The organism is Tahibacter sp. (assembly GCF_032229445.1).
GTDB lineage: Bacteria > Pseudomonadota > Gammaproteobacteria > Xanthomonadales > Rhodanobacteraceae > Tahibacter.
Genome location: NZ_JAVTWC010000058.1, coordinates 1 through 20,488 on the forward strand (window position 1 = coordinate 1; position 20,488 = coordinate 20,488).

The 20,488-nt window shown below is 65.4% G+C and carries 18 protein-coding genes; 9 read left to right on the forward strand and 9 right to left on the reverse strand.

Annotated features, from left to right (window positions below):
* Positions 1–128: 128 nt before the first annotated feature.
* Positions 129–962, reverse strand: coding sequence for a hypothetical protein (locus RUU78_RS11220; RefSeq protein ID WP_313916593.1), 834 nt, complete (start codon positions 960–962; stop codon positions 129–131).
* A gap of 10 nt (positions 963–972) precedes the next feature.
* Between RUU78_RS11220 and RUU78_RS11225 the strand changes: the two genes are divergently transcribed.
* Complete coding sequence (locus RUU78_RS11225; protein ID WP_313916594.1) at positions 973–1,308, forward strand: hypothetical protein; 336 nt, start codon at positions 973–975, stop codon at positions 1,306–1,308.
* Positions 1,309–2,062: 754 nt separating this feature from the next.
* On the opposite strand, the gene RUU78_RS11230 is transcribed toward RUU78_RS11225, so the two are convergent.
* Entirely contained in the window at positions 2,063–2,515 is a 453-nt protein-coding gene (locus RUU78_RS11230; protein WP_313916596.1) for an Rrf2 family transcriptional regulator, read from the reverse strand.
* A 151-nt stretch (positions 2,516–2,666) separates the two neighbouring features.
* Between RUU78_RS11230 and RUU78_RS11235 the strand changes: the two genes are divergently transcribed.
* Complete coding sequence (locus tag RUU78_RS11235; RefSeq protein WP_313916598.1) at positions 2,667–3,581, forward strand: NAD(P)/FAD-dependent oxidoreductase; 915 nt, start codon at positions 2,667–2,669, stop codon at positions 3,579–3,581.
* A gap of 97 nt (positions 3,582–3,678) precedes the next feature.
* Here RUU78_RS11235 and RUU78_RS11240 read toward each other — a convergent pair whose 3' ends face one another.
* The 3 genes from RUU78_RS11240 to RUU78_RS11250 form a co-directional block, all read right to left on the reverse strand.
* A complete protein-coding gene (locus RUU78_RS11240) occupies positions 3,679–4,353 on the reverse strand; it encodes a hypothetical protein (RefSeq protein WP_313916600.1) in 675 nt (224 codons plus the stop codon).
* A 313-nt stretch (positions 4,354–4,666) separates the two neighbouring features.
* Positions 4,667–6,961, reverse strand: a complete 2,295-nt coding sequence (locus tag RUU78_RS11245) for a hypothetical protein (RefSeq protein WP_313916602.1) — start codon at positions 6,959–6,961, stop codon at positions 4,667–4,669.
* Positions 6,962–7,208: 247 nt separating this feature from the next.
* Positions 7,209–8,168 carry a hypothetical protein gene (locus tag RUU78_RS11250; protein ID WP_313916604.1) on the reverse strand — a complete coding sequence of 320 codons (960 nt, stop codon included), beginning with the start codon at positions 8,166–8,168 and terminating at the stop codon, positions 7,209–7,211.
* A 254-nt stretch (positions 8,169–8,422) separates the two neighbouring features.
* Between RUU78_RS11250 and RUU78_RS11255 the strand changes: the two genes are divergently transcribed.
* The gene (locus tag RUU78_RS11255) at positions 8,423–9,580 is read left to right on the forward strand and encodes a serine hydrolase domain-containing protein (RefSeq protein ID WP_313916606.1); all 1,158 of its coding nucleotides are present in this window, start codon (positions 8,423–8,425) and stop codon (positions 9,578–9,580) included.
* A gap of 848 nt (positions 9,581–10,428) precedes the next feature.
* Here the strand turns inward: RUU78_RS11255 and RUU78_RS11260 are convergent.
* From RUU78_RS11260 to RUU78_RS11275, 4 genes are all read right to left on the reverse strand, one after another.
* A complete protein-coding gene (locus RUU78_RS11260; RefSeq protein WP_313916608.1) occupies positions 10,429–11,823 on the reverse strand; it encodes an ATP-binding protein in 1,395 nt (464 codons plus the stop codon).
* 31 nt (positions 11,824–11,854) lie between these two features.
* Positions 11,855–12,541 (reverse strand): response regulator, encoded by a 687-nt coding sequence (locus RUU78_RS11265; protein WP_313916610.1) that lies wholly within the window; start codon positions 12,539–12,541, stop codon positions 11,855–11,857.
* Complete coding sequence (locus RUU78_RS11270) at positions 12,504–13,097, reverse strand: cytochrome b/b6 domain-containing protein (protein WP_313916611.1); 594 nt, start codon at positions 13,095–13,097, stop codon at positions 12,504–12,506. Before RUU78_RS11270 ends, RUU78_RS11265 begins: the two co-directional genes overlap by 38 nt.
* A 203-nt stretch (positions 13,098–13,300) precedes the next feature.
* Complete coding sequence (locus RUU78_RS11275) at positions 13,301–13,582, reverse strand: PepSY domain-containing protein (RefSeq protein WP_313916612.1); 282 nt, start codon at positions 13,580–13,582, stop codon at positions 13,301–13,303.
* Between the two features lie 172 nt (positions 13,583–13,754).
* Between RUU78_RS11275 and RUU78_RS11280 the strand changes: the two genes are divergently transcribed.
* From RUU78_RS11280 to RUU78_RS11305, 6 genes are all read left to right on the forward strand, one after another.
* Positions 13,755–14,243, forward strand: coding sequence for a rubrerythrin family protein (locus RUU78_RS11280; protein WP_313916614.1), 489 nt, complete (start codon positions 13,755–13,757; stop codon positions 14,241–14,243).
* Between the two features lie 276 nt (positions 14,244–14,519).
* The gene (locus RUU78_RS11285) at positions 14,520–15,773 is read left to right on the forward strand and encodes a 2Fe-2S iron-sulfur cluster-binding protein (protein WP_313916615.1); all 1,254 of its coding nucleotides are present in this window, start codon (positions 14,520–14,522) and stop codon (positions 15,771–15,773) included.
* Complete coding sequence (locus tag RUU78_RS11290) at positions 15,774–16,355, forward strand: hypothetical protein (protein ID WP_313916617.1); 582 nt, start codon at positions 15,774–15,776, stop codon at positions 16,353–16,355.
* On the forward strand, positions 16,352–17,083 hold the full coding sequence (locus RUU78_RS11295; RefSeq protein WP_313916619.1) for a cytochrome c3 family protein: 732 nt from the start codon (positions 16,352–16,354) through the stop codon (positions 17,081–17,083). Before RUU78_RS11290 ends, RUU78_RS11295 begins: the two co-directional genes overlap by 4 nt.
* Before the next feature lie 551 nt (positions 17,084–17,634).
* Complete coding sequence (locus RUU78_RS11300) at positions 17,635–18,351, forward strand: hypothetical protein (protein WP_313916620.1); 717 nt, start codon at positions 17,635–17,637, stop codon at positions 18,349–18,351.
* A 12-nt stretch (positions 18,352–18,363) separates the two neighbouring features.
* A partial coding sequence (locus RUU78_RS11305; RefSeq protein WP_313916622.1) for a putative Ig domain-containing protein occupies positions 18,364–20,488 on the forward strand: 2,125 nt, incomplete at its 3' end.

The window sequence follows — 20,488 nt, forward strand, 5'->3', positions numbered from 1 at the left end:
CATCATGAAGATGTAAACGAAATCCTTGATCGAAATGTCGCTCTTGAACACGGCTACAAACCCTCCGAAGCTACCCCAGAGCATTGCGCTATAGCACATGCGTTTCTCCAGCTTGCCGGTCTAATAGGCTACTCTCGAGGTAGGTACCAAATCCGCTCGACTGTTGCGAGGGGAACTTCAATGTGCCCGCGCTGACCCTGCACAGTTCCGATTAACCAATCTTGCGACCGAAGCTCCAACTGCATACGGATCGGATAATTTCGATCCTTTATCTGAATTTCGATCTCCTGACCGCCGCCGAAACCTATTCGGTACAAAAATTCCCCGTAGTATTCATGGCGAAAAAGTACCGATAGACAGAGCACGTAGAATACGAGCGCCGCGAATGCCGAGGAGATCCAGAGGAATAGGCGACTCCACACAGAAAGCAGTATCAGTACAAAAAGCACGTACTCGGTCACAACCACCATTCGTGTTTGAGTCGAATCCGGCAGAACGTATTCCACGGCAAGTAGTACCGGCACCCCGACAGCAGCGCCTAAGAGTAGAGGAACGCGAATGCTCGAGTTTGCAATAAAGTTTGATGCGTCAGCCTTTGGAATTACTTTCCTCACCAGCGCGGCGTAGCCGAAGAAGCTATTTAGTAGATTGTGTAGGAGAGTTCTTGCCACCCAGATCACGATCGCGACTGCGGTCGCGAGCGTTAAGCTCCCCAACGTTACAGACGCTTTGAGATAGGGGATCCCTTCGACTGGGGGTCTCACTCCAGCGCCCATCGCGTAGGCGTAGGTTGCGTATTCGCTCAGGAACCCGATGAATGCGGGTCCGGCGACGAACCCGACGACGAGCGAGACAACGAGCCTTTGCGGTATGGACAACGACATCACGAAATTGACCAGATGTCGCATGGTGCTATCGCCTCGGCCCATTGCGCAGAGCAGCCGCAGTGCGACGAATTCCACGCGACAATTCATGGCTTCGAAGCTCGCGCAACCACTCAGTCGTTTCTTCGTCGAGCATGACGTTTTTACGTTGCATGCCGCGCTGCCCGTTCGCGGGCTTCTTGCCAGCAACAGTGTGAGCACCGCCACACTTAGGCGCGTCCTGAATTTCGACTGGCATGTTGCCTCCGGTGGCGCGCCATCGAAGCACCAGAGATCCGTTCTCCTGGTTTTCGGCGCGGCAGATTGCACGATACACACCATTCAAACCGCGGCAAGGACTTTCGATAGCGCGCCGCAGCAGAGCGGGTCCATTCCGGCACAAGGCGCCGAGCACACCTTGTTGCATCCGATGAGACAAGGCTGAGTTTATCGCCGCCCCGTACATTCGTACGTTCCTTCGCTGTGAATGGATGCTTGCTCGATCCTCCCAACCCGAACGACCCAACGCGTTATGCGTCGGTCTGGGACGCTATTGGCCCGTGCATTCAGCCGCCTTCCCGCCGATTCCGTTCGGCGCTCTTGCGCGCGCGAATCGTCATAACGACCGCCACTGGACTTGCTATTGTCCCGTCCGTACGGGATTCGTGCCCATCTGGGCGACATCGGGCGAACGGCGCAACCTAGATCTTCGGTACACCTCGCTCGACGCCGAGCTCGCGTCGGACTTGAACGTCGCTGGCGACATCTGGTCTGCCGAACAACCGACAAAGCGATGCCTAGTCCCAGCCTCAGGCTGGGTCGCCTCGAACTCGCTCGGGGTCGACCGTGGCGTTCATGCCGAACTCGCCGCCTGCGGTGTTCGCCGGCATGGACAACAAGGTTTAGGGTGCGGACAGCAACGCCGTCAGCACGTTTGGTGTGTTCACTCGTAGTTGCGGTTTCGGCCCCTACGACAGCAGCTGCGTGCCCATCGTGATCCGGTCGGGACGAAGTCCAGTTGCAGAGTCATTCGCCCCGCCCGTACAAGTCTAGCCGCGCACTATCTAGCGCAGCACGAATTGTTCGGCTAGTCGCCGAAGCCTCGGAGCTTGCCCGCGTTCTCCGAGAATCAATCGCAACGCGACCGACGCTGGTGCCATGCATTCTGGCGCTCCAACAGGCTGTTTCTCGACAGCCTGCTACTGCTCTGAACGCCCTCGCGGCACTTTGCGCCGCGCGCGTTTCGCGAAATCGCGCGCCACGTCGCCGAGGCTGATGCTGTCGAGCCGGGCGAACAGAACCTGTTCGGCCTCGGCGAACGCGGATTCGAGCGTCGCGTTGACAGCCTGCTCGACGAGGCAACCGGCGTGATCGACCGCGGCGGACATGGCAAAGATGGCCGGCGAATCCAGCGCGCGGTGAATGTCGCCGAGACTGATCTCGTCCAGCTTCTTCGCCAGCGTCCAGCCACCGCCCGGTCCTTTCACCGACCGTACGTAGCCGTGCTCGCGCAGGCCGGCCATGGTGCGGCGTACGACGACCGGATTGGTGTTGAGCATCTGCGCGATGGTGTCGGACGTGGCCGCGCCGTCGAGCTGCTCCATATGGACCAGCACGTGCAGCATGCGGGACAGGCGGCTGTCGCGGCTCATCGGGTAGCAGTCTCGGCGAGGGGCGCCGCACCATAGCAGATCGCGATTGACGTAATAGTAGATGTTGCAATCATCCACGAGCGTCCGCAATATGTAACTCTCGGAGTGCCGAATGGTCGACACCCGACCTCTCTCGCGGAGAACGCCCCCCATGAATTCCCATGACGCCCTCATCGTCGGTGGCAGCTATGCCGGACTCTCGGCCGCGATCATGCTGGCGCGGGCACGCCGTCGTGTCCTCATCCTCGATGCCGGCTCGCCGCGCAATCGTTTCGCCGCGCATTCGCACGGCGTGCTCGCCCAGGACGGCCGCGCCGGCAGCGAGATCCTCGCCGACGCGCGCGCGCAGCTGGCCGCGTATGCCACCGTCGAATTCGTCGACACCACCATCAGGACCGCCACCGGCCGCGACGGCGATTTCGTCCTGACGGACACGCGCGGGCACGAATTCCGCGGCCGCAAGCTGCTGCTCGCGACCGGCGTGACCGATACCCTGCCCGATATCCCGGGCGTGGCCGAGCGCTGGGGCCGCACCGTGCTGCATTGTCCCTATTGCCACGGTTATGAAATCGGCGGCGGTCCGATCGGGCTGCTGTCCTCTGGCCCGACCGCCGCGCAGCACGCCGGATTGATCGCCGACTGGGGCGACGTGACGCTGTTCACCCACGGACAGCCCGCGCCCGAGGATGAACACGCGCCGCTGCTGCGCCGGCGCAAGGTCGCCGTGGAAACCACAGCGATCGCCGCGCTCGAAGGCGACGGCGATACGCTGGAACACATTCGGCTGCAGGACGGCCGCCGCATCGTCGTCCGCGCGCTGTTCGTCGCGCTGAACAACCAGCCCGCGGGAACCCTCGCCGCACAGCTCGGCTGCGCGTTCGACCCCACCCCGGCAGGCACCATCATCCGCACCGACGCCAACAAGGCGACCGGCATTGCCGGCGTCTACGCGACCGGCGACGCCGCACTCGCGCGCACCAACATCACGCTGGCCGCCGCCGACGGTGTCGTCGCCGGCGTGTCGCTGCACCATGCATTGATCGCCGACGAGGTCGTCGCGGGCTAGCAATCCAAGATGAATCTTCCGGGGGCGATTACGCCGACGGTTGATGCGCAGATGACGTGGGAACGCGCTGCTTGCGCCATTGAATGACGCCGACCGGCTACCAGAACTTCCACCACGCGCCACCGCCGCGATACACGAACGGCGCCGCGCGCCGTACCGTGTCGTCCAGCCGCGCCGTCGCCTCGATACGGGCCAGCGCTGCGCGCGCGCGCGACAGCGCATGGTCCGGAAAGCGCGCGTCATGGCGCTGCGCATCGGACAGGTTCCACAGCACCGGATGCAGGCCCGGATCTCCGTAGGGATCGCGCGCCCAGCCCTGCGCCACGCCTTTCTCGGACAGTTTGACCTCACCGCTGGCCAGTGCCTGGTTCAGCACCGTCGACTCGCGCGTGCCGGCCGTGCCGCGCGCGAGGCAGGTGACCTTGATCACATAGCTGAAGTCACGGAACGGCAAGGTCAGCGACGCGAGGTAGTTCATGCCACCGGCGGCCTGCGGTGTCTTGACGATGATGCGGATCGCTGCACAGCCGGCGACGCGCAACACCTCGGCCTCGACGAGCCCGGAGCCAGCGGCCACGGCGCGCTCGCGATAGAAGCGGCGTATACCGGCGATATCCGAGAGGCTGGCCGCGATATCCGGCGGCTGGTCGAAGAAATGCAGCGTGATGTGGTCATCGGCGCCGCTGACCCACTCGCGCAGGGCGCTGCCCGTGTCGACGATGCGTAGGCCGCGGATATCGAAACGCAGCGATTCGGCAGAGGTCAGCGGCATGCGGCAATGAATCCGGTGCGCCGGTGCGCCGTAGCGGCCTGTGCTGCGGAACGGCCGCAGCAACCCGATGCCACGTCAGAGGGGATGCCGGCTCTCACGCCGCATCGCTTCGAAAAAACAGTCATCACTTCCCTTGCCGTGGCATCCCCCTCATTCTGCGTTCGTGCCGTCGCCACGACAACCCGTCGCACCCGGCACGACAGGCATCGACACGCGCGCACGTGCCGAGGACTCGACTGGCTTGGCTACGCCGGCAACGACCAGCCCGCCTGCCGGCGGGCGGCCGCAAAAGTTGGGCTTGCCCTTTTTGCAATTATTCGAAGCCGTCTTCGAAAATCCGATCGACATCCAGCTGGAGGCTCCATACGCCGCGGCCCAGCGTGCCGGCGATCAGGAGTCCGGAGCTCGCGATATAACGCATGTCGAATACGAGCACGTCGGGCAGGCCCGCCCCGAGCAGACCCCAACTGGTCGAAGCGACCGGCACGTAATACACACCCGAACGCGTACCGAGCGCGACACCGTCGCCGCTCGTGCTCGGGATGAATTCGATCGTGCGGAAGTCCTGCGAGCTGACCGCGCCGAGGTTGCCGGTGACGTCCTGCCAGGTCGTCCCGCCGTTGGTCGAGCGGAAGACCTGGTTGTCGTCGATCGCGAAGACGTGCAGCGCATCGTCCGGATCCATCGCCACGTCGGTGATCGCGGCCGCGCCGGCCGGCAACGCAGTGGTCGCGACGAACGCGCTGCCCGAGCGCCGGAACACCGCGGCGTTCTTGCCCACATAGGCCGCGTCCGGCGCACCGTTGGCGCCATAGGCCATCGCATTGCGGTTCGCGCCCGGCGCACCGAGCGAAGTCAAGGTCGGCGTCGCCGTCGTCACGTTGGTCGACTCATAGATCGCATTGACGCCGCCTACCAGCATGCGGCCGGAGTCGGTGACATTTAGTTCGACCGGCGTGACGAACTGCGGATCGGCGATGGTCGGCATCGTCGTGTTCGACACGAACACATTCGCGGCGCTGTAGCGCGCGCGGCGGAAACCGCCGCTGTTCTGCGAGCTGATGTAGCGGTAGCTGCCGACCAGGCCGAGCGTCGTGTCGTCGATGGCCGCGTCGCCACCATCACCGCCGTTGATCATGGTCCAGCGCGGATTGGCCGATGTCTGCTGCTGGTGCGTACCGTTGTCCTGCGTGCCAATCATGATGACGTCGGCGACGCGGTCGTGCGCCAGGTCGTGCACTTCGGTAATGGTGAGGTTGCCGATCACCGAGCCCCAGGTACCTGCCGAGGAGGTAGGCGACGTGCGCCGGTATATGCCGCCGTCGTCGGACTGGAGCAGGTTGCCGTTGGCGTCGAACGCCATGGCGCGGCTGTCGGCATGCGGCGAGGTGTTGCCGCCGCCGCTGCCGTGGATGATCGCGAACTGGCTGCCGGCCGCGAGCGAGGCATCGCCACGCACGACGTTGCCGGTGAACGGGCTTGCCGTGATGCGGTCGCCGGCCAGGTAGACGCGATTGGCATTGGTCGGGTCGGCGACGATCGAGGTATTGACGGCGCCCTGCCCACCCGGATGCACCGCCGGCACGTCCATCGCGGTCCAGGTGCCGCCGAGGTTGGTCGAGCGCGCCACCCCGGCCAGTACGCCGCTGTTGACCACCGCGACGAAGACGACGTTGGTGGCGCCGACCGACAGGCGCACCGTGGACGTTGACCCGCTGAGCCCGGCGATTCCCGCGGTCACATCGATCCAGTTTGCGCCGCCGTCATCGCTGCGCAGCACCTTGGGCGCCGCGCCGCGCGTCGCAATGTAGAACTGTGCGTTATTGGAACGATTCGCCACGAAATCGAAGATGCCGCCGGTGGGCAGGTTGCCGGTGCCCGAGGCGAGCGTGAAGCTGGCGCCGGTATTGGTGCTGCGGAACAGGCCGCCGGTGGTCGAGGCCGCAAACAGCGTCGATCCGCGGGCCGCGACCGCGATCAGCTTCTGTCCCACCAGTGTCGGCGCACCCAGCACGGCCCAGCTCTCGCCGCCGTTGGTGGTCCGGTATACACCGATCTCATCGTCGCCGCGCTGGGCGAAATTGCTGAACCGTCCGGTGCCGGCAAGCAGCGTCTGCTGGCTGACGTCGAGGGGATCCAGCACCACTGAGCTGATCGACTGCGACGGTAGGCTGTCGGTCAGCGGCGTCCAGGCCGGCTGCGCCGCGGTCGCGTTGAGCGTCTTCCAGACCCCGCCGTTGACGGCGCCGATATATAGAATGTCGGCGGTGGTCGGATGCGCCGCGATGGACTGGATCGCGCCCGAGACTTCATTGTTCGGCGGCACGCTGACCTGTGCGGACTGGGTCGGGGAAGGTCCGCGCGATACCCAGGTGCCACCGCCTCGGTTTTCCGGTCGCGGCGGCGGATTGACCTGCGGCCGCTGTTCGGCCGGATCGACCGGCTCCCAGTCGCTTCCGGCCTCGCCGTCGGTTTCACCCGCCGCTGCCTGCGCCGCGGTCGCGTTGGCGGTGGCATCGCTCGAGGTCTCGGGCTTCGGCCCGGTCCCGCGAAATGCCAGCAGCCCCAACGCGAGCAGTGCAATACCCGAAACCGAAACAACGCTCATACGCCTTGCTGTTCGCGCAACCATGGAACCTCCCCCCTGATACCTGGACAACTACGCCAAGAGTCGCATCCCGACGCCCTGAGGGCGGAGTAGACATCGCGCACGGGCGCGTAGCAACCGCGCTGCCGAGGGTAAGGGCGAAGCCGCGGCAGCGGGTGCACCATTCGGCAAACCCGCCCACTCGTGCAGGCGCGCCAGACGCTCCGCGGTCGATACCTACCCATTGCGGCCCGGAACGAACAACCGCTTAGCCATAGAGCTTGGACGCCGCCAGTGCCAGCAGCACCAGCACGGCCAGCACCTTCGCCGGCAGCGACACCGCGCGATTCTGCACACCCGTCAGCACCAGCAGCATGAGCAGTACGCAGCCCGCGCCCAGGAGCATCGCGATGAAGGCAAGCAGCAGTGCATAGCCGTCGCTGCCGCTTCTCGTGAAAAGGCCGAACGCCGCAGCCAGACCGCCCACGAGCAGCAACACCAGCGCGCCGACATAGCGCGCGCCGTCGGAAAGGCCGGACGGCGCGTTGTCATAGTCGTAGCCCTGCGACGGCAGCCTGCCGCGGAAGCGTGCGATCAGGTAACCGATGCCCATCAGCAGGCCACACATCAACAGCGAGCCGAGGAGCTTGCGCGTCGAGCGCGACAGCCAGGGCGGGTCCTGCAGCGCGAACTCCATGCGGCTCACGCGACCGTCCCGGAACGACACCGCCAGCGTGCGGCTGCCGTGCAAGGGCTTTACCGTGATCTGATGCGAAGTCGAGAACTGAAATTCGCGGACAGACCGATAGTGCGACGACAGCAGCGCCCGCGCTTCGGATTCTTCCTGTCCGATGTGCAGCCCTGTCGGCGTGCGCGCCGCCGCCGGCGCTTCGACCACCATGCTCTCCGCTGGCGCATCCCGGTCGAACGTCGCGCCGCGGCGGATGCGGAAAGTCAGTCCGCGCTGGGTGTATTCCATCGTCTGCAACTCGTCGGAGGCCGCGCCGCCGCGATACCTGGCCACGCGCTGGCTGCGATCGCGATCGGCCTGCCCCAGCACGCGGATCAGTTCGGAAAACGGCACCCTGCCCTCCACCACGCCACTCGCTTCCACGAACGGCAGGGGTTCGCGGACGGTGGGCGGGGGCAGAGGTTCGTTCGCCTGCGCGGACAACAGCGCCGACAGCAACAGGGAAAGCCATGGCAACATGCGCAGGCAGCGGATCATGGACAGTCGGACCGGTGGGCGTGCGGCGTCGCTGCCGCAGGATCTGAACGAGTATCGCATGGGGCCGAGTCGCTCCACGCGAGCGGCGTACGACGCCGCCGCGACGCGGAGCGGCCTTGGCGATGCATCGGCAGCGAGGTTGCGCATGAATCGCCGCTTGCTGACCGCGCAGATCGACACCGGCCATGAGCGTCGCTGTCCGTGGCGCCGTGTACGCTTGCCAGACAACCTCGTCCCGTGCCGGAGCCCACCGCATGTCCGCGTCCCTCGCCCGTGTCGTGCCACTCCTGCTTGCCCTGCTCCCGCTCGGCGGCGCGACCGCCGCCGACTACAAGCCCGTACGCTGCGATACACGCGAAGCCTATGCCGGGCGTCCGCTGCACGACACCGTGACCGTCGCGCCCGCGCCCGGCCCGCTGGACGATACCCCCTTCGACGCCGCGACGAGGCAGCGCCTCGACGCCGCCTTCGCCACGTTGTACAAGGCCAGCGGCGCAACCGCCGCCAGCGCCGCCGTCGCCGCGCCCGGTCGCGGAATGTGGACGAAATCCGTCACGCCCGCCGACGCACCGCTGCTGTATTGGGCCAGCGCCGGCAAGACCTTCACCGCCGTGGTCGTGCTGCAGCTCGCCGCCGAAGGCAGGCTCGATCTGGACGCACCCGTGTCCCGCTGGATCGAGGACGTGCCCAACGGCGAGGCGATCACGGTGCGCGATCTGCTGGCCCATACGAGCGGCCTGTTCAGCGCCAACGAAGACCGCAAGGCGCGCGCCGAACCGCGCCTGCGCTCGCTCGAAGAGAACCTCGCCATCGCGCGGCAGCACGGAGCGATGTTCTGCGCCGGCGCGAACTGGCGCTACAGCAACACCGGCTACGACCTGCTCGGCGCGATCGTGCAGCAGGTGGACGGCCGCCCGCTCGACCAGGCAATCACCGCACGCGTCATCGACAGGCTGGGCGTCAAACACACCCGTGCCCTGCACGCCGACAGCGACACACGCGATATCGCGCCGTTGACCTCGACGAAGGAAAAACCCATCGATCCGCGCTGGCCTGGCGCCGCAGGCCCCATAGCCGCCGATGCAGCCGACATGACACGTGTGCTCGCCGCGCTGTTCAACGGCGACCTGCTGCCCGCCGCGCGCGTGGCCGACATGACCGCGACGCTCTATCCCATGTTCGACAGCGGCACGTACTACGGCCTCGGCCTGATGGTGTTCGACGTACCCGACGGCGCCACGCGCCTTGCATGGATCGGCCATGCCGGCGGTACGCCAGGCGCGGGCGCATTGGTGATCTGGTCGCCGCAGGACCGCGCGTTCGTCGCCGTTGCGCTGACCGGCGACGGGTCGGCGGCGGCGTCGGCGAACCTGCTGTTGAAGGCGCTGCAGGACACTGCGCCGCCAGGCTGAACCTGTCCCCCAGGACGCCGCCGGAAAATGTCCCGGAGGGAACCGCGGCAGGCTATATCCACAAAAGAAAATAGTACTTTTTGGACACTATTTCTCCGGCCGCATTGGCTTCCGGCGCGTCGTCGCTCGCCGATTACCGGAGACGGCAATCGGATCCGGGACAATGGACTCGGGAGCATCCGGCATGACGGTTGCACACGCGCGACGTGCCTACCCCAAGCTCTGGGCCCGCGGCATGGCCATCGCGGGCTACGCCGACGACGGCATGGTCGGCGCGGCTCCCGAATACATCTTCCCGAGCTGGAACTATGTCTTCGGCGGCCCAGGCGGCTACCCACTAGCGGCGCAACCGCCGACCAACAACACTGCTACACCGCCGGCTACGGCACCGGCGGCGCTTCGGCATCCGGGCCGCGCAGACGGATCCCGGCAGCTTCACCTTGCGCGAGAGCGGTGCCAGTACGATGCCGGCTGCGTCGTTGACGGCGTTGATTCGGACAAAGCAGGCGACTTCGCAGCGTCGGCCCGCACTCGTGCGCTACATCGACGTCGGCCGGCTGCCCATCGACGATATCCCGCGGAACGCGCTAGTCGTCCGGTTGCAATGTAACCCAGGAACGGGCTCTTGCCGGCTGCAAAGCCGCGGCGAGCGCGCCGCCGCGGCCATGTGCCTGATCGCCATAGCCAAGCAGCGCGCGCATGAGCCTCACCTAGCTCACGAATGTGCTGACCCGAGTACCCACCCGTGCCCAACCGCCGCATCGCCGAGCCACTGCCGCATCGCCGGCAACCAGCGAGGTAAGGATCGCTTCGATCGAATTGCGACGAACGGTGGGAGGGCCGGACGGTTACGGCGCTGACGTCGTTTTCAGTGGCGGAAGCACCAGCGACACGGAAGCGCCGCCCCCGGCGGCATCGGCGATTTCCAGACACCCTCCGTGGGCCTCCATGATCGACCTGACGATAGCAAGGCCGAGCCCGGCCCCGGGCGATGACCGGTCGCGTTGGTGTGTCCAGAAGCGGGTCTGCACAGATTCGCGGACGGATTCGGGGATGCCTACCCCGCTGTCGTGCACGGTGACCCGCGGCCCAGGCCCGACGACCACGTCGATAGCCGAGTACCTGGGCGCGTACGCCAGCGCATTCTGGATCAGGTTCCGCAGGGCGCGCTCAATCATGTCCGGCACGCCCTTCACCAGTTCGGGGCCGTGCGAATGGAAGTCGATGGAATGGCCATTGCCGACAGCCAGCGGAAACATGTCCGAAACCAGTTCACGAGCCACCTCGTCCAAATCCGCGCGCGCATCCTCCGGGATCACCAGTGCATCAGCATGCGCGATGTCCAGCATCTGATTCACCAGCCGCGTCATTCCGGCGACATCGTGCCTGAGCTTGTCGCGGATTTCGCTTGCGGACAGGCGATCGATGCTCAGCATCATGACCGCGAGCGGCGTGCGCAGCTCGTGCGCCGCATCAGCAGTGAAATTCTTCAATGAGCCGATCGCGTGCTCGAGGCGCTCGATGGCCCGATTGACCGCACCGATCAGCGCACGCACTTCACGCGGACTCTCGGGAACCTGCAGCCTCCTGCCGACCAGCGACGGATGCAGATCGTTCACCTCTCTGGCCGCCTTGTGCAGCGGGGCCAGCATGCGTTTGACGACGACGATATTGAAGGCAAGCAGCAGCAGGCTCAATGGAATGGTCGGCAGCAGGACGTGCTGCCTCAGTTCCCTCAGCATTGCCGGCAGGAATGGACGAGTCCCGCGGCCGGAAACCGCAATGCCGATCCACACCGGCTCGCCATTGACGACATGGCGGCGCATGCCGCTCACATAAAACTGCCCCCCCTGCTCCTCCCGGGAAGTCTCTTCATGCAGATCAAGCGAGAACCCGGCCTCGCCCAATGGAAGATTACCTGGATTATATAAATATCTTTGTTGACTGTTGCGATCGTAAACCACCATTGCTTTCGCCCGCACGACCGACGTGTCATCTCGGTCCGGCGGAGTACCCTCACCACGTCGCAGATGGTCCGCAATGCGCTCGGCCTCGATGGTGATCATGTCGCTGGCCAGGGTCGGCCTGTCGTTGGCGTACATCGCGATCACGATCGAGGTGTTGATCAGCACAAAGGCAGCCGTGACGATCAGTAGCCGGACCGAGATCTGGTAGAACAGGCCACGATCGCCTCTGGTCCGTCCTTGCGTACGTTGCAGATCGGGAGCGTTCCCGGACGTCATTTCGGCACCAGTGCAATGGGGGCGACGTGCATCATTCGCTCAGCAGATACCCAATCCCGTGCGCAGTATGTATCCGCACGGTCGCGCCGGCAGCGGCGAGGCGCTTGCGCAGCCTGGACACCGCCGCCTCGACCGCATTGGGAGAAACTTCCTTGCTCAAGGCATACAGCGAGGCATCGATTGCCGGGCGAGGAACCACCTGGCCGACATGACGCATCAGTTGCTCCAGCAACGCGATTTCACGGGGCGGCACGTCGACGACGGTACCAGCGACGCTCACCTGTCTGGAACCGACGTCGAGGCCCAGGTTGCCCGCCTGCAGAATCGCTCCCAGGCAGTGTCCAGGCCGCCGCAACAGGGCGCGGCAGCGCGCCGCCAGTTCCTCGATCTGGAACGGCTTGACCAGGTAATCGTCGGCGCCGGAGTCGAGGCCCAGCACACGTTCGCCGAGCGCATCCCGGGATGTGATGACGATGACCGGCATGGATTGCCCCTGGGTGCGCAGCAGCCGGATGAGGTGCAAGCCGTCGCCATCGGGAAGGCCAAGATCGACGAGCGCGAGATCATAGTGCCCGCTGGCGAAATATGCCTTTGCCTGCTTGAGTGTCGCGCAGCAATCCAGGGCAAAGCCCTGCGCACGCAGTCCTTCGCCGATCAGTTCGGCCAGCCGCTCATTGTCTTCAATCAGAATCAGGCGCATGGCGGGTGTGATCGACATCCGTGCCACTCGGAGCGCGCTTGCGGCCGGTGATCATGGACCTTATGAGATTCTCACGGTGGCGGAAGCTCTCGACCACCGCGGCCAGTACATGCAATCCGGCCAGCGGCCAGATGGCATTGGCCAGGATCTCGTGCAACTCCTCGAGCCACTCTTCACCCCAGTAGGCATCCAGCGTCATCATCCAGCCGGTGACGCCTACAGACATCAGCAACGCGATCAACGCCAGGATCATGATTGCACCGGCCGGATTATGACCGATATAGCGCGGCTCGCGTCGTTTCACCAATTGCCGCAAATAGCCGGTCAGCCGCGACAGCCTGGGGACAAAATCAACAAAGCGCGCATGACGACTGCCGAGTATCCCCCAGACGAGGCGGATCGCGATTGCAGCCAGCACGACATAGCCGATGATCTCGTGGGCGTCGCTACCGTCCTCGGTCACCCACATATTGAGGCCGTACCCTAGGACGATCGTCCAGTGGAACAGGCGCACGATCGGGTCCCAGACCCGGATCGTGGGTTCGACCCCCGCTGTTGCCGCAACATTGTTCATGGCGATTTCCCTGGCGAACTGGCACTAGTGTGTCGGCCCGCCGTTTTCGAACGAGAAATTCCGGATGAATTTCGCCGTGAGACCAGGCGCGGCGAGGAGACGTACCGCAGTGGCGCGGCGAGTCGCAACGACGTATCGCGGCGGTGTTCAACAGCGCAGCGGATCAAGACGCCGGAATTTCCGGAAACTTGTGGGTTGGAACATTAATTGTCGATGTTCTCGCGAACGATCGCGCCGGTGACCGGATTGAAGTAGACCTCCGCACGGGCGCCCTTGGCGTTGTAGCCATAAATCTCATAGCAACCCGTGGCCGTCTTCTTGAACACCTTGATCCGCTGGTAACCCATCTGCGCAATCTTCTCCTTCATCTGTGCTTCCGGAATCCATTTGGATTCCGGCTCCTTGGTGCAGACAGGGCTGGCGGAGGCCAGTGCGGGCATGAGCGAGGCTGCTGCGACGAGTGCGGCGACGACTAGACGTGACATGGCGTGACTCCCGGGTGGGTGAGCGTGGAGGCGAGTTCTCAGTGCGACCGACAGTAGTCGCCAGAGCTGACGAAGTCCTGACGTCGCGACACCTGTTGTTCGTCAGGACTTCGTCAGCCCTTGTCGATAACGTGCGTCACGCATTCCCCACACGCCCAGCAGGAGAGCACAAATGAATTCCGTTACTTTTTCCGCCGCCATCGTCCTGACCCTCGGTGCCTGCTTCCTGACCTGTTCGCCGTTGTCGGCAGCCGCAGAGGTCAAGCCACTGTCCGAGCAGACCAGGAAGAACCTCGAGGCCGCCATGCATGGCGAGTCTTATGCGAACCTCAAGTACCTGCGGTATGCCGAACAGGCGCGAGCGCGAGGCAATGAAGCGCTTGCCAAGCTGTTCGAGGAATCTGCGAACGTCGAGGCCAACGAGCATTTCGATCGCGAAGCCGCCGCGCTCGGCCTTGGTTCCAGCGATAGTGCCAACCTGCTCGATGCGATGGCCGGTGAGCACTACGAAAACACCCAGATGTATATCGGCTTTGCCGAGCAGGCCGAGAGAGCCGGCGACAGCAAGGTCGCGGCGATGTTCCGCCAGATTGCCGTCGACGAGGGCGATCACTACCGGCAATACAAGTCAGCCCTGTCCTCGGTGCAGAGCAAACCGTGACGATCGCGCTTGCCGTTGCGACGAACGCTGTAGCGGCTTCGCCCGCCGCTACCGTTTATCAGGCCAGGAAGTTTGCGCTGCGGAGCACGACCCTCGCCGCGCATGGGGCGGGTCACGCGTCTTCTGAATAAGGGTATGCTGCAGGACGATCGTCGCCCTATCGCGTTAGCTGCTGCTCGCAACGATCCGGTCGCGGCAATATTCACGTCTTTTCTAGTGTGCCAACAACGGGGCGTCCGCCGCGAGTAACAGCGGCCGGTCGCACTCGGGAGCGCCATGACGTCCCTTGGTCTTCTTGTCTGGATCGCGATGGGCGTTGCCGCCCAGGTCGCCATCGGCCTGGGGGTCGGCGCCTGGCGTCACTGGAAGGACTACGTGCGCTTGCAGCGGCAGGCCCTGGAAAGGCCACGCGAAACGGCCACTACGAGCGGCGAGGCCAGGGCCTGGGCGGGTTTCCGGACATTCACGATCGCCCGGCGGGCGTTCGAGGACGCGGCCGAGTCGATCTGTTCGTACTACCTGGTTGCCGAAGACGACCTGCCGCTGCCTGCGTTCCTGCCTGGCCAGTACCTGACCTTCCGGCTCGAAGTACCGACCCCGTCAGGAGAGACGCAGCAGATCGTCCGGTGCTACTCGCTGTCGGACGCGCCGCGCCCCGACCATTACCGCGTATCGATCAAACGTGTGCCCGCACCTGCGGGCACCGCATACCCGCGTGGGCGCTCGTCCAACTATTTCCACGACCGCGTCGTCGAGGGCACGAAACTGCAGGTGCGCGCACCATCCGGATATTTTCACCTCGACCGGAGCGATGCGCCGGTGGTGCTGATCGCCGGTGGGATCGGCATTACTCCGCTGCTGAGCATGTTGAACGCCTGTGTCGAGATGCAGCCCGAACGCGAGATCTGGTTGTTCTACGGCGTTCGCAATGGCCGCGAGGTCGCCATGCGGGCGCACCTGGATGGACTGGCTGCCACGCACCCACGATTCCACCTCAGACTCTGCTTCAGTGATCCACTGCCCGATGACCAGCTCGGGCGCGCCTTCCACCATAGAGGCCGCGTCGGCGTAGCGCTGCTTCGCATGGAACTGCCGATCAAATCCTATGAGTTCTACATCTGTGGCCCCACCCCGATGATGGAAAGCCTGGTCCCAGCGCTGGAAGGCTGGGGCGTGCCCGCGGCGCGGATCCACTTCGAGGCATTTGGTCCGGCTTCGGTCAATCTCGGAACGGCCGCGGCCGAAGCAGCGGCGGCGGCGCAACCCGTCGATACTCCCTTCGTGGTGACCTTCGCCCGCACCGGCAAGGCGCTGCCGTGGACGCCTGCATCCGCCAACCTGCTCGACTTCGCCGAGGCCAATGGGATCGCGATCGAGTCGGGTTGCCGCACCGGCAGCTGCGGCACCTGCCAGACTGCGATCCGGTCCGGCGAAGTCGTCTATCGGCAGGCACCGTCCTACGCCCCCGAGCCCGGCACGTGCCTGCCGTGCAGCTGCGTGCCCGCGGCCAACGTGACCCTCGAGGCCTGAATGAGCGCACCCTCGCTATGGCGTCAGCAGATCCTCCCCTTCTCGTTGGCGGTGGTCCTGCTGGCGGCTGTCACGCTGCTCGGGGACTACTTGCTCCACCGCGTCGAGCTGGTCTGGATCGGGCGCTACCTCGGCATTCCGGGCACCATCCTGATCCTGGCGTCACTCACCTATTCGCTGCGCAAGCGCAAGGTCATCTCCTGGGGCGAACCCAAGCGCCTGCTCGCCTTCCATGAATTCACCGCCTGGCTGGGGTCGTTGCTGGTGCTGCTGCATGCTGGCATCCATTTCACGGCGATCCTGCCCTGGCTTGCCACGGTTGCCATGGGGATCAACGTCATCAGCGGAATGGTCGGCAAGTTCCTGCTCAACCGCTCACGTCGGCACGTGCAGCAGCAGCGTGACCGTTTCCAGTTGCGCGGCCTGCCGCTGCCGGAGGCCGAGCGGGCGCTGTTCTGGGACGCGGTTACCCTCGACGCCATGGCGAAGTGGCGCAGGATACATATTCCGATCTTCGTCGTATTCGCGGTGCTCGCACTCGGCCACATTGTCAGCATCTTCCTGCTCTGGGGCTGGAAATGAGCCGCATGTTCAAGCTGGTGCTGGCCGTGAACATGCTGGTGCTGGCGGTGCTCGCATTCGCGTATGCGCACCTGATGGTCGCGCCGGGAAAACTGCTACCCGGCCATCAGAGCCTGGAGACGGATTGCTTCGCCTGTCATGCACCGCTGCGCGGCGCGCAGGCGCAACGCTGCATGGCTTGCCACAAGCCGGCGCAGATCGGCCGGACGACCACCACCGGCCTGCCTATCGTCAAGCCGGCGACGTCGGTGCCGTTCCATCAGAATCTCGTCGGGCAAGACTGCCTTGCCTGCCACAGCGACCATACCGGCGCGATGCGGTTCCGCCCGCAGGGCCGCTTTGACCACGCCCTGCTGCAGCCTGACGCGCGCACGCAGTGCCAGACCTGCCACCAGCCGCCGAGTAACACCTTGCACCGGCAGATCACCGGCAACTGCGGCCAATGCCACCGCCAGGACAAATGGCTGCCTGCGACGTTCGATCACGACCGGTATTTCCGTCTCGACGGCGAACACGATACGCAATGCGTCACCTGCCACGCGCGCAACGACTACAGCCGCTATACCTGCTATGGCTGCCACGAGCACACGCCCGCCAATATCCGGAGCGAGCACGTCGAGGAAGGCATCCGCAACTTCGACAACTGCGTCGAGTGCCATCGCAGCGCGGACGAAGGCAGCAAACGTGGCGGAGAAGGGCGCGACGGCAACCAGGGTGATGACGATTGAGATCGACGCAGCGAACGGAAAAATATAATTTTCCACACCACGTGGAGTAATGGCCGCTGTAGCGACAAGCGCTGCCTGTTTGCCAGGGCCGTCGTTGGAGCCATGGCCAGGCTCGATCAGCACCCGGGGCCAAGGTCGGCCTTGGTGCGGTGGCAGCAGGTTGGCCGATTGCCGTCCCTGCCGTGATGTCCTGCAGTTTCGAAAAACCGGCGATGTTGTAGGAGGCACGCGGCCTTGCCGCCCCGCGCTCTTGTATGGATTGGTCGGGAGCGCGCGAGCCCCTTTTTGTTGTCCGCCGGGACCGTCGTGCGCCCAGTACGTGCCGGCTCGGGAATGCCGACAGGTGGATGGCCCGCGTGCTGCGTTTCGAACACGGGAACGGCGCGTCGCTCGCGCAAGGCTGTCTCGTCGCAGCTTGAGCACCCCGCGGGTGGCAGCGCCACCGTCGCGCCCGCCACAGCAGCCTTCGCGGCGCACTGATAGACTCGCTAGCAAAAATACGCATACGTATCCCGTATGCGCATCCGCTTTCAGCAACAGGGGAAAATCCGATGTCTCGACTGTCCCGCCTCGGCGGCGCCTTGCCGCTGCTTGCTGCGCACAGGAACGCCCGGCTGCGTTCGACGGCACTGCTGTTCCTGGTTTCCGCCGCCCCCTGGGCGCAGGCGCAGACCATCGTTCCGAATCCGTATCTGAATACCCAGCTGACGCCGTGGACGGCGTTCGTCTCGGCCGCGCCGGATCCGGTCGGCAGCGGCACGGCGCCGGCCTGGGCCGCGACGCCGGACCTGGACAACAACCCCGCGTCGGGCTCGGCGCTCGTGAATTTCAATGCGATGGCCTCGGCGGTGAATGCGGCCTCGGGTATCGCCCAATGCGTCGATTTCGCGGCGCCGACCAGCGTCACCTTCTACAACTACGGCATGGCCTTCCGCGCGCCGCCGGCGATGGCGACGGACGGCAGCCTTGCCGCGACGGTCGAGGTGCGCCTGTTCTCCGGCGCCGGCTGCAGTGGATTCCTCAGCGGCGGCTCGCAGGGCCAGGTGCTCTCGGCAGCGCAGGTCACCAACGGCACCTGGTACACGCTCCGTGACACCAGCTTCGTGCCGTTGGACAGCCCGGTGATGGCGGCCAGCGCCCAGGTGCGCGGCTATCTGCGCCAGACCGCTTCTCCGACCCAGACCGACTATCCCATCAACTTCGATCAGTTCGTGCTCGTGCTCAACAGCACGACGCCGGTCTCGCTGATGCATTTCGACGTCAACTAAGGGGACCGCCTCGTGATCCATCGTTACCTGCGAATCGCGACGCTGGGCCTGCTGGCCGCTGCGGGCTTCACCGCCCAGGCAGCGCCGTGCCCGACGACGTCGCTCACTCCCTCCACGACCCTGCCCGCGGCAACGGTCGGCACCGCGTATCTGCAGGCATTCGGCGCCAGCAACAGCAACGCCCAGCCGTTCGATTTCCGCATCACCGGCGGATTGCCGGCCGGCTTCGGCCTGGGCATGACATCGACCGGTGCTGCATCGGCCAACCTGACCGGTGCGCCGACGCAGACCGGCAGCTACCTCGTCACCATCACCGCCACCGACACGCTCGGCTGCAGCGGCGGCCGCACCTACGCGCTATCGGTCGCACAGGGCAGCCAGACGATCAGCTTCACCTCGACACCGCCGGCCAGCGCGGCCGTGGGTGGCACGGCCTACAGCGTGTCGGCGACGGCCACCTCGGGCTTGCCGGTGACGCTCGCCATCGACGCCAGCGCCAGCGCGGTGTGCTCGATCGCCGGCACCAGCGTGAGCTTCCAGAATCCCGGCACCTGCGTGATCAACGCGAACCAGGCCGGCGATGCAAACTATGCCGCCGCGCCGCAGGTGCAGCAGAGCTTCGCGGTCGGCCGCGCCGACCAGACGCTGAGCTTCACCTCGACCGCGCCGGCCGCCGCCGTCGTCGGCGGCACGGCCTACAGCGTCAGCGCGACGGCGACCTCAGGCCTGGCCGCCGCCTTCAGCATCGATGCGAGCGCGAGCAGCGTCTGCGCCATCGCCGGCAATAGCGTGACGTTCCTGTCCGCCGGCACCTGCGTGGTCAACGCCAACCAGGCCGGCAACGCGAACTTCAATCCGGCGCCGCAGATCCAGCAGTCGTTCGCGGTCGGTCCGGGCAGCCAGACGATCAGCTTCACCTCGACCGCACCGGCCGCGGCCGTCGTCGCGGGTGCGGCGTATACGGTCACGGGCACGGCGACATCGGGGCTGCCGGTGGCCTTCACCATCGATGCCAGCGCCAGCGGCGTGTGTTCGATCGCGGGCAGCAGCGTGAGCTTCATCGGCGCGGGCACCTGCGTGATCAATGCCAACCAGGTCGGCAACGCGAACTGGAATGCCGCACCGCAGGTACAGCAGAGTTTCGCCGTCGCACGCGGCAGCCAGACGATCAGCTTCACCTCGACAGCCCCCGCAGCGGCGACCGTCGGCGGCGCGGCTTATACCGTCACGGCCACGGCGACATCCGGCCTCACCGTCGCGTTCACGATCGACGCGAGTGCGACGAGTGTGTGCTCGGCTACCGGTTCGACGGTGATCTTCCTCGCCTCCGGCACCTGCGTGATCAACGCCAACCAGGCCGGCAACGCACACTACAACGCCGCACCGCAGGTACAGCAGAGCTTCGCGGTCGCCGCGGGCAGCCAGTCGATCTTCTATACGTCGACCGCGCCAGCCGCCGCGGTCGTCGGCGGCCCGACCTATACGGTCACGGCCACGGCGTCCTCGGGTCTGCCGGTCGCGTTCACCATCGACGCCAGCGCGAGTGCCGTATGCGCGCTCGCGGGCAACACGGTCAGCTTCACCGGTGCCGGCACCTGCGTGATCAACGCCAACCAGGCCGGCAACGCGAATTACAGCCCGGCACCGCAGGTGCAGCAGAGCTTTGTCGTCGCGCGCGGCAGCCAGACGATCAGCTTCACCTCGACGGCTCCGGCCGCAGCGACGGTCGCTGGCCCGACCTATACGGTCACGGCGACCGCGAGCTCCGGCTTGCCGGTCACGTTCACGATCGATGCCGCCGCGAGCGGCGTGTGTTCGATCGCGGGCAGCACGGTCAGCTTCATCGGCGCGGGCACCTGCGTGATCAACGCCAACCAGGCCGGCAACGCGAACTGGAACGCTGCGCCGCAGGTGCAGCAGAGCTTCGCCGTCGCGCGCGGCAGCCAGACGATCAGCTTCACCTCGACAGCCCCGGCCGCAGCGACTGTCGCCGGTGGGACGTATACCGTCACGGGCACGGCGACCTCGGGCTTGCCGGTGGCGTTCACGATCGATGCCGCTGCCAGCGGCGTGTGTTCGATTGCGGGCAGCACGGTCAGCTTCATCGGCGCGGGCACCTGCGTGATCAACGCCAACC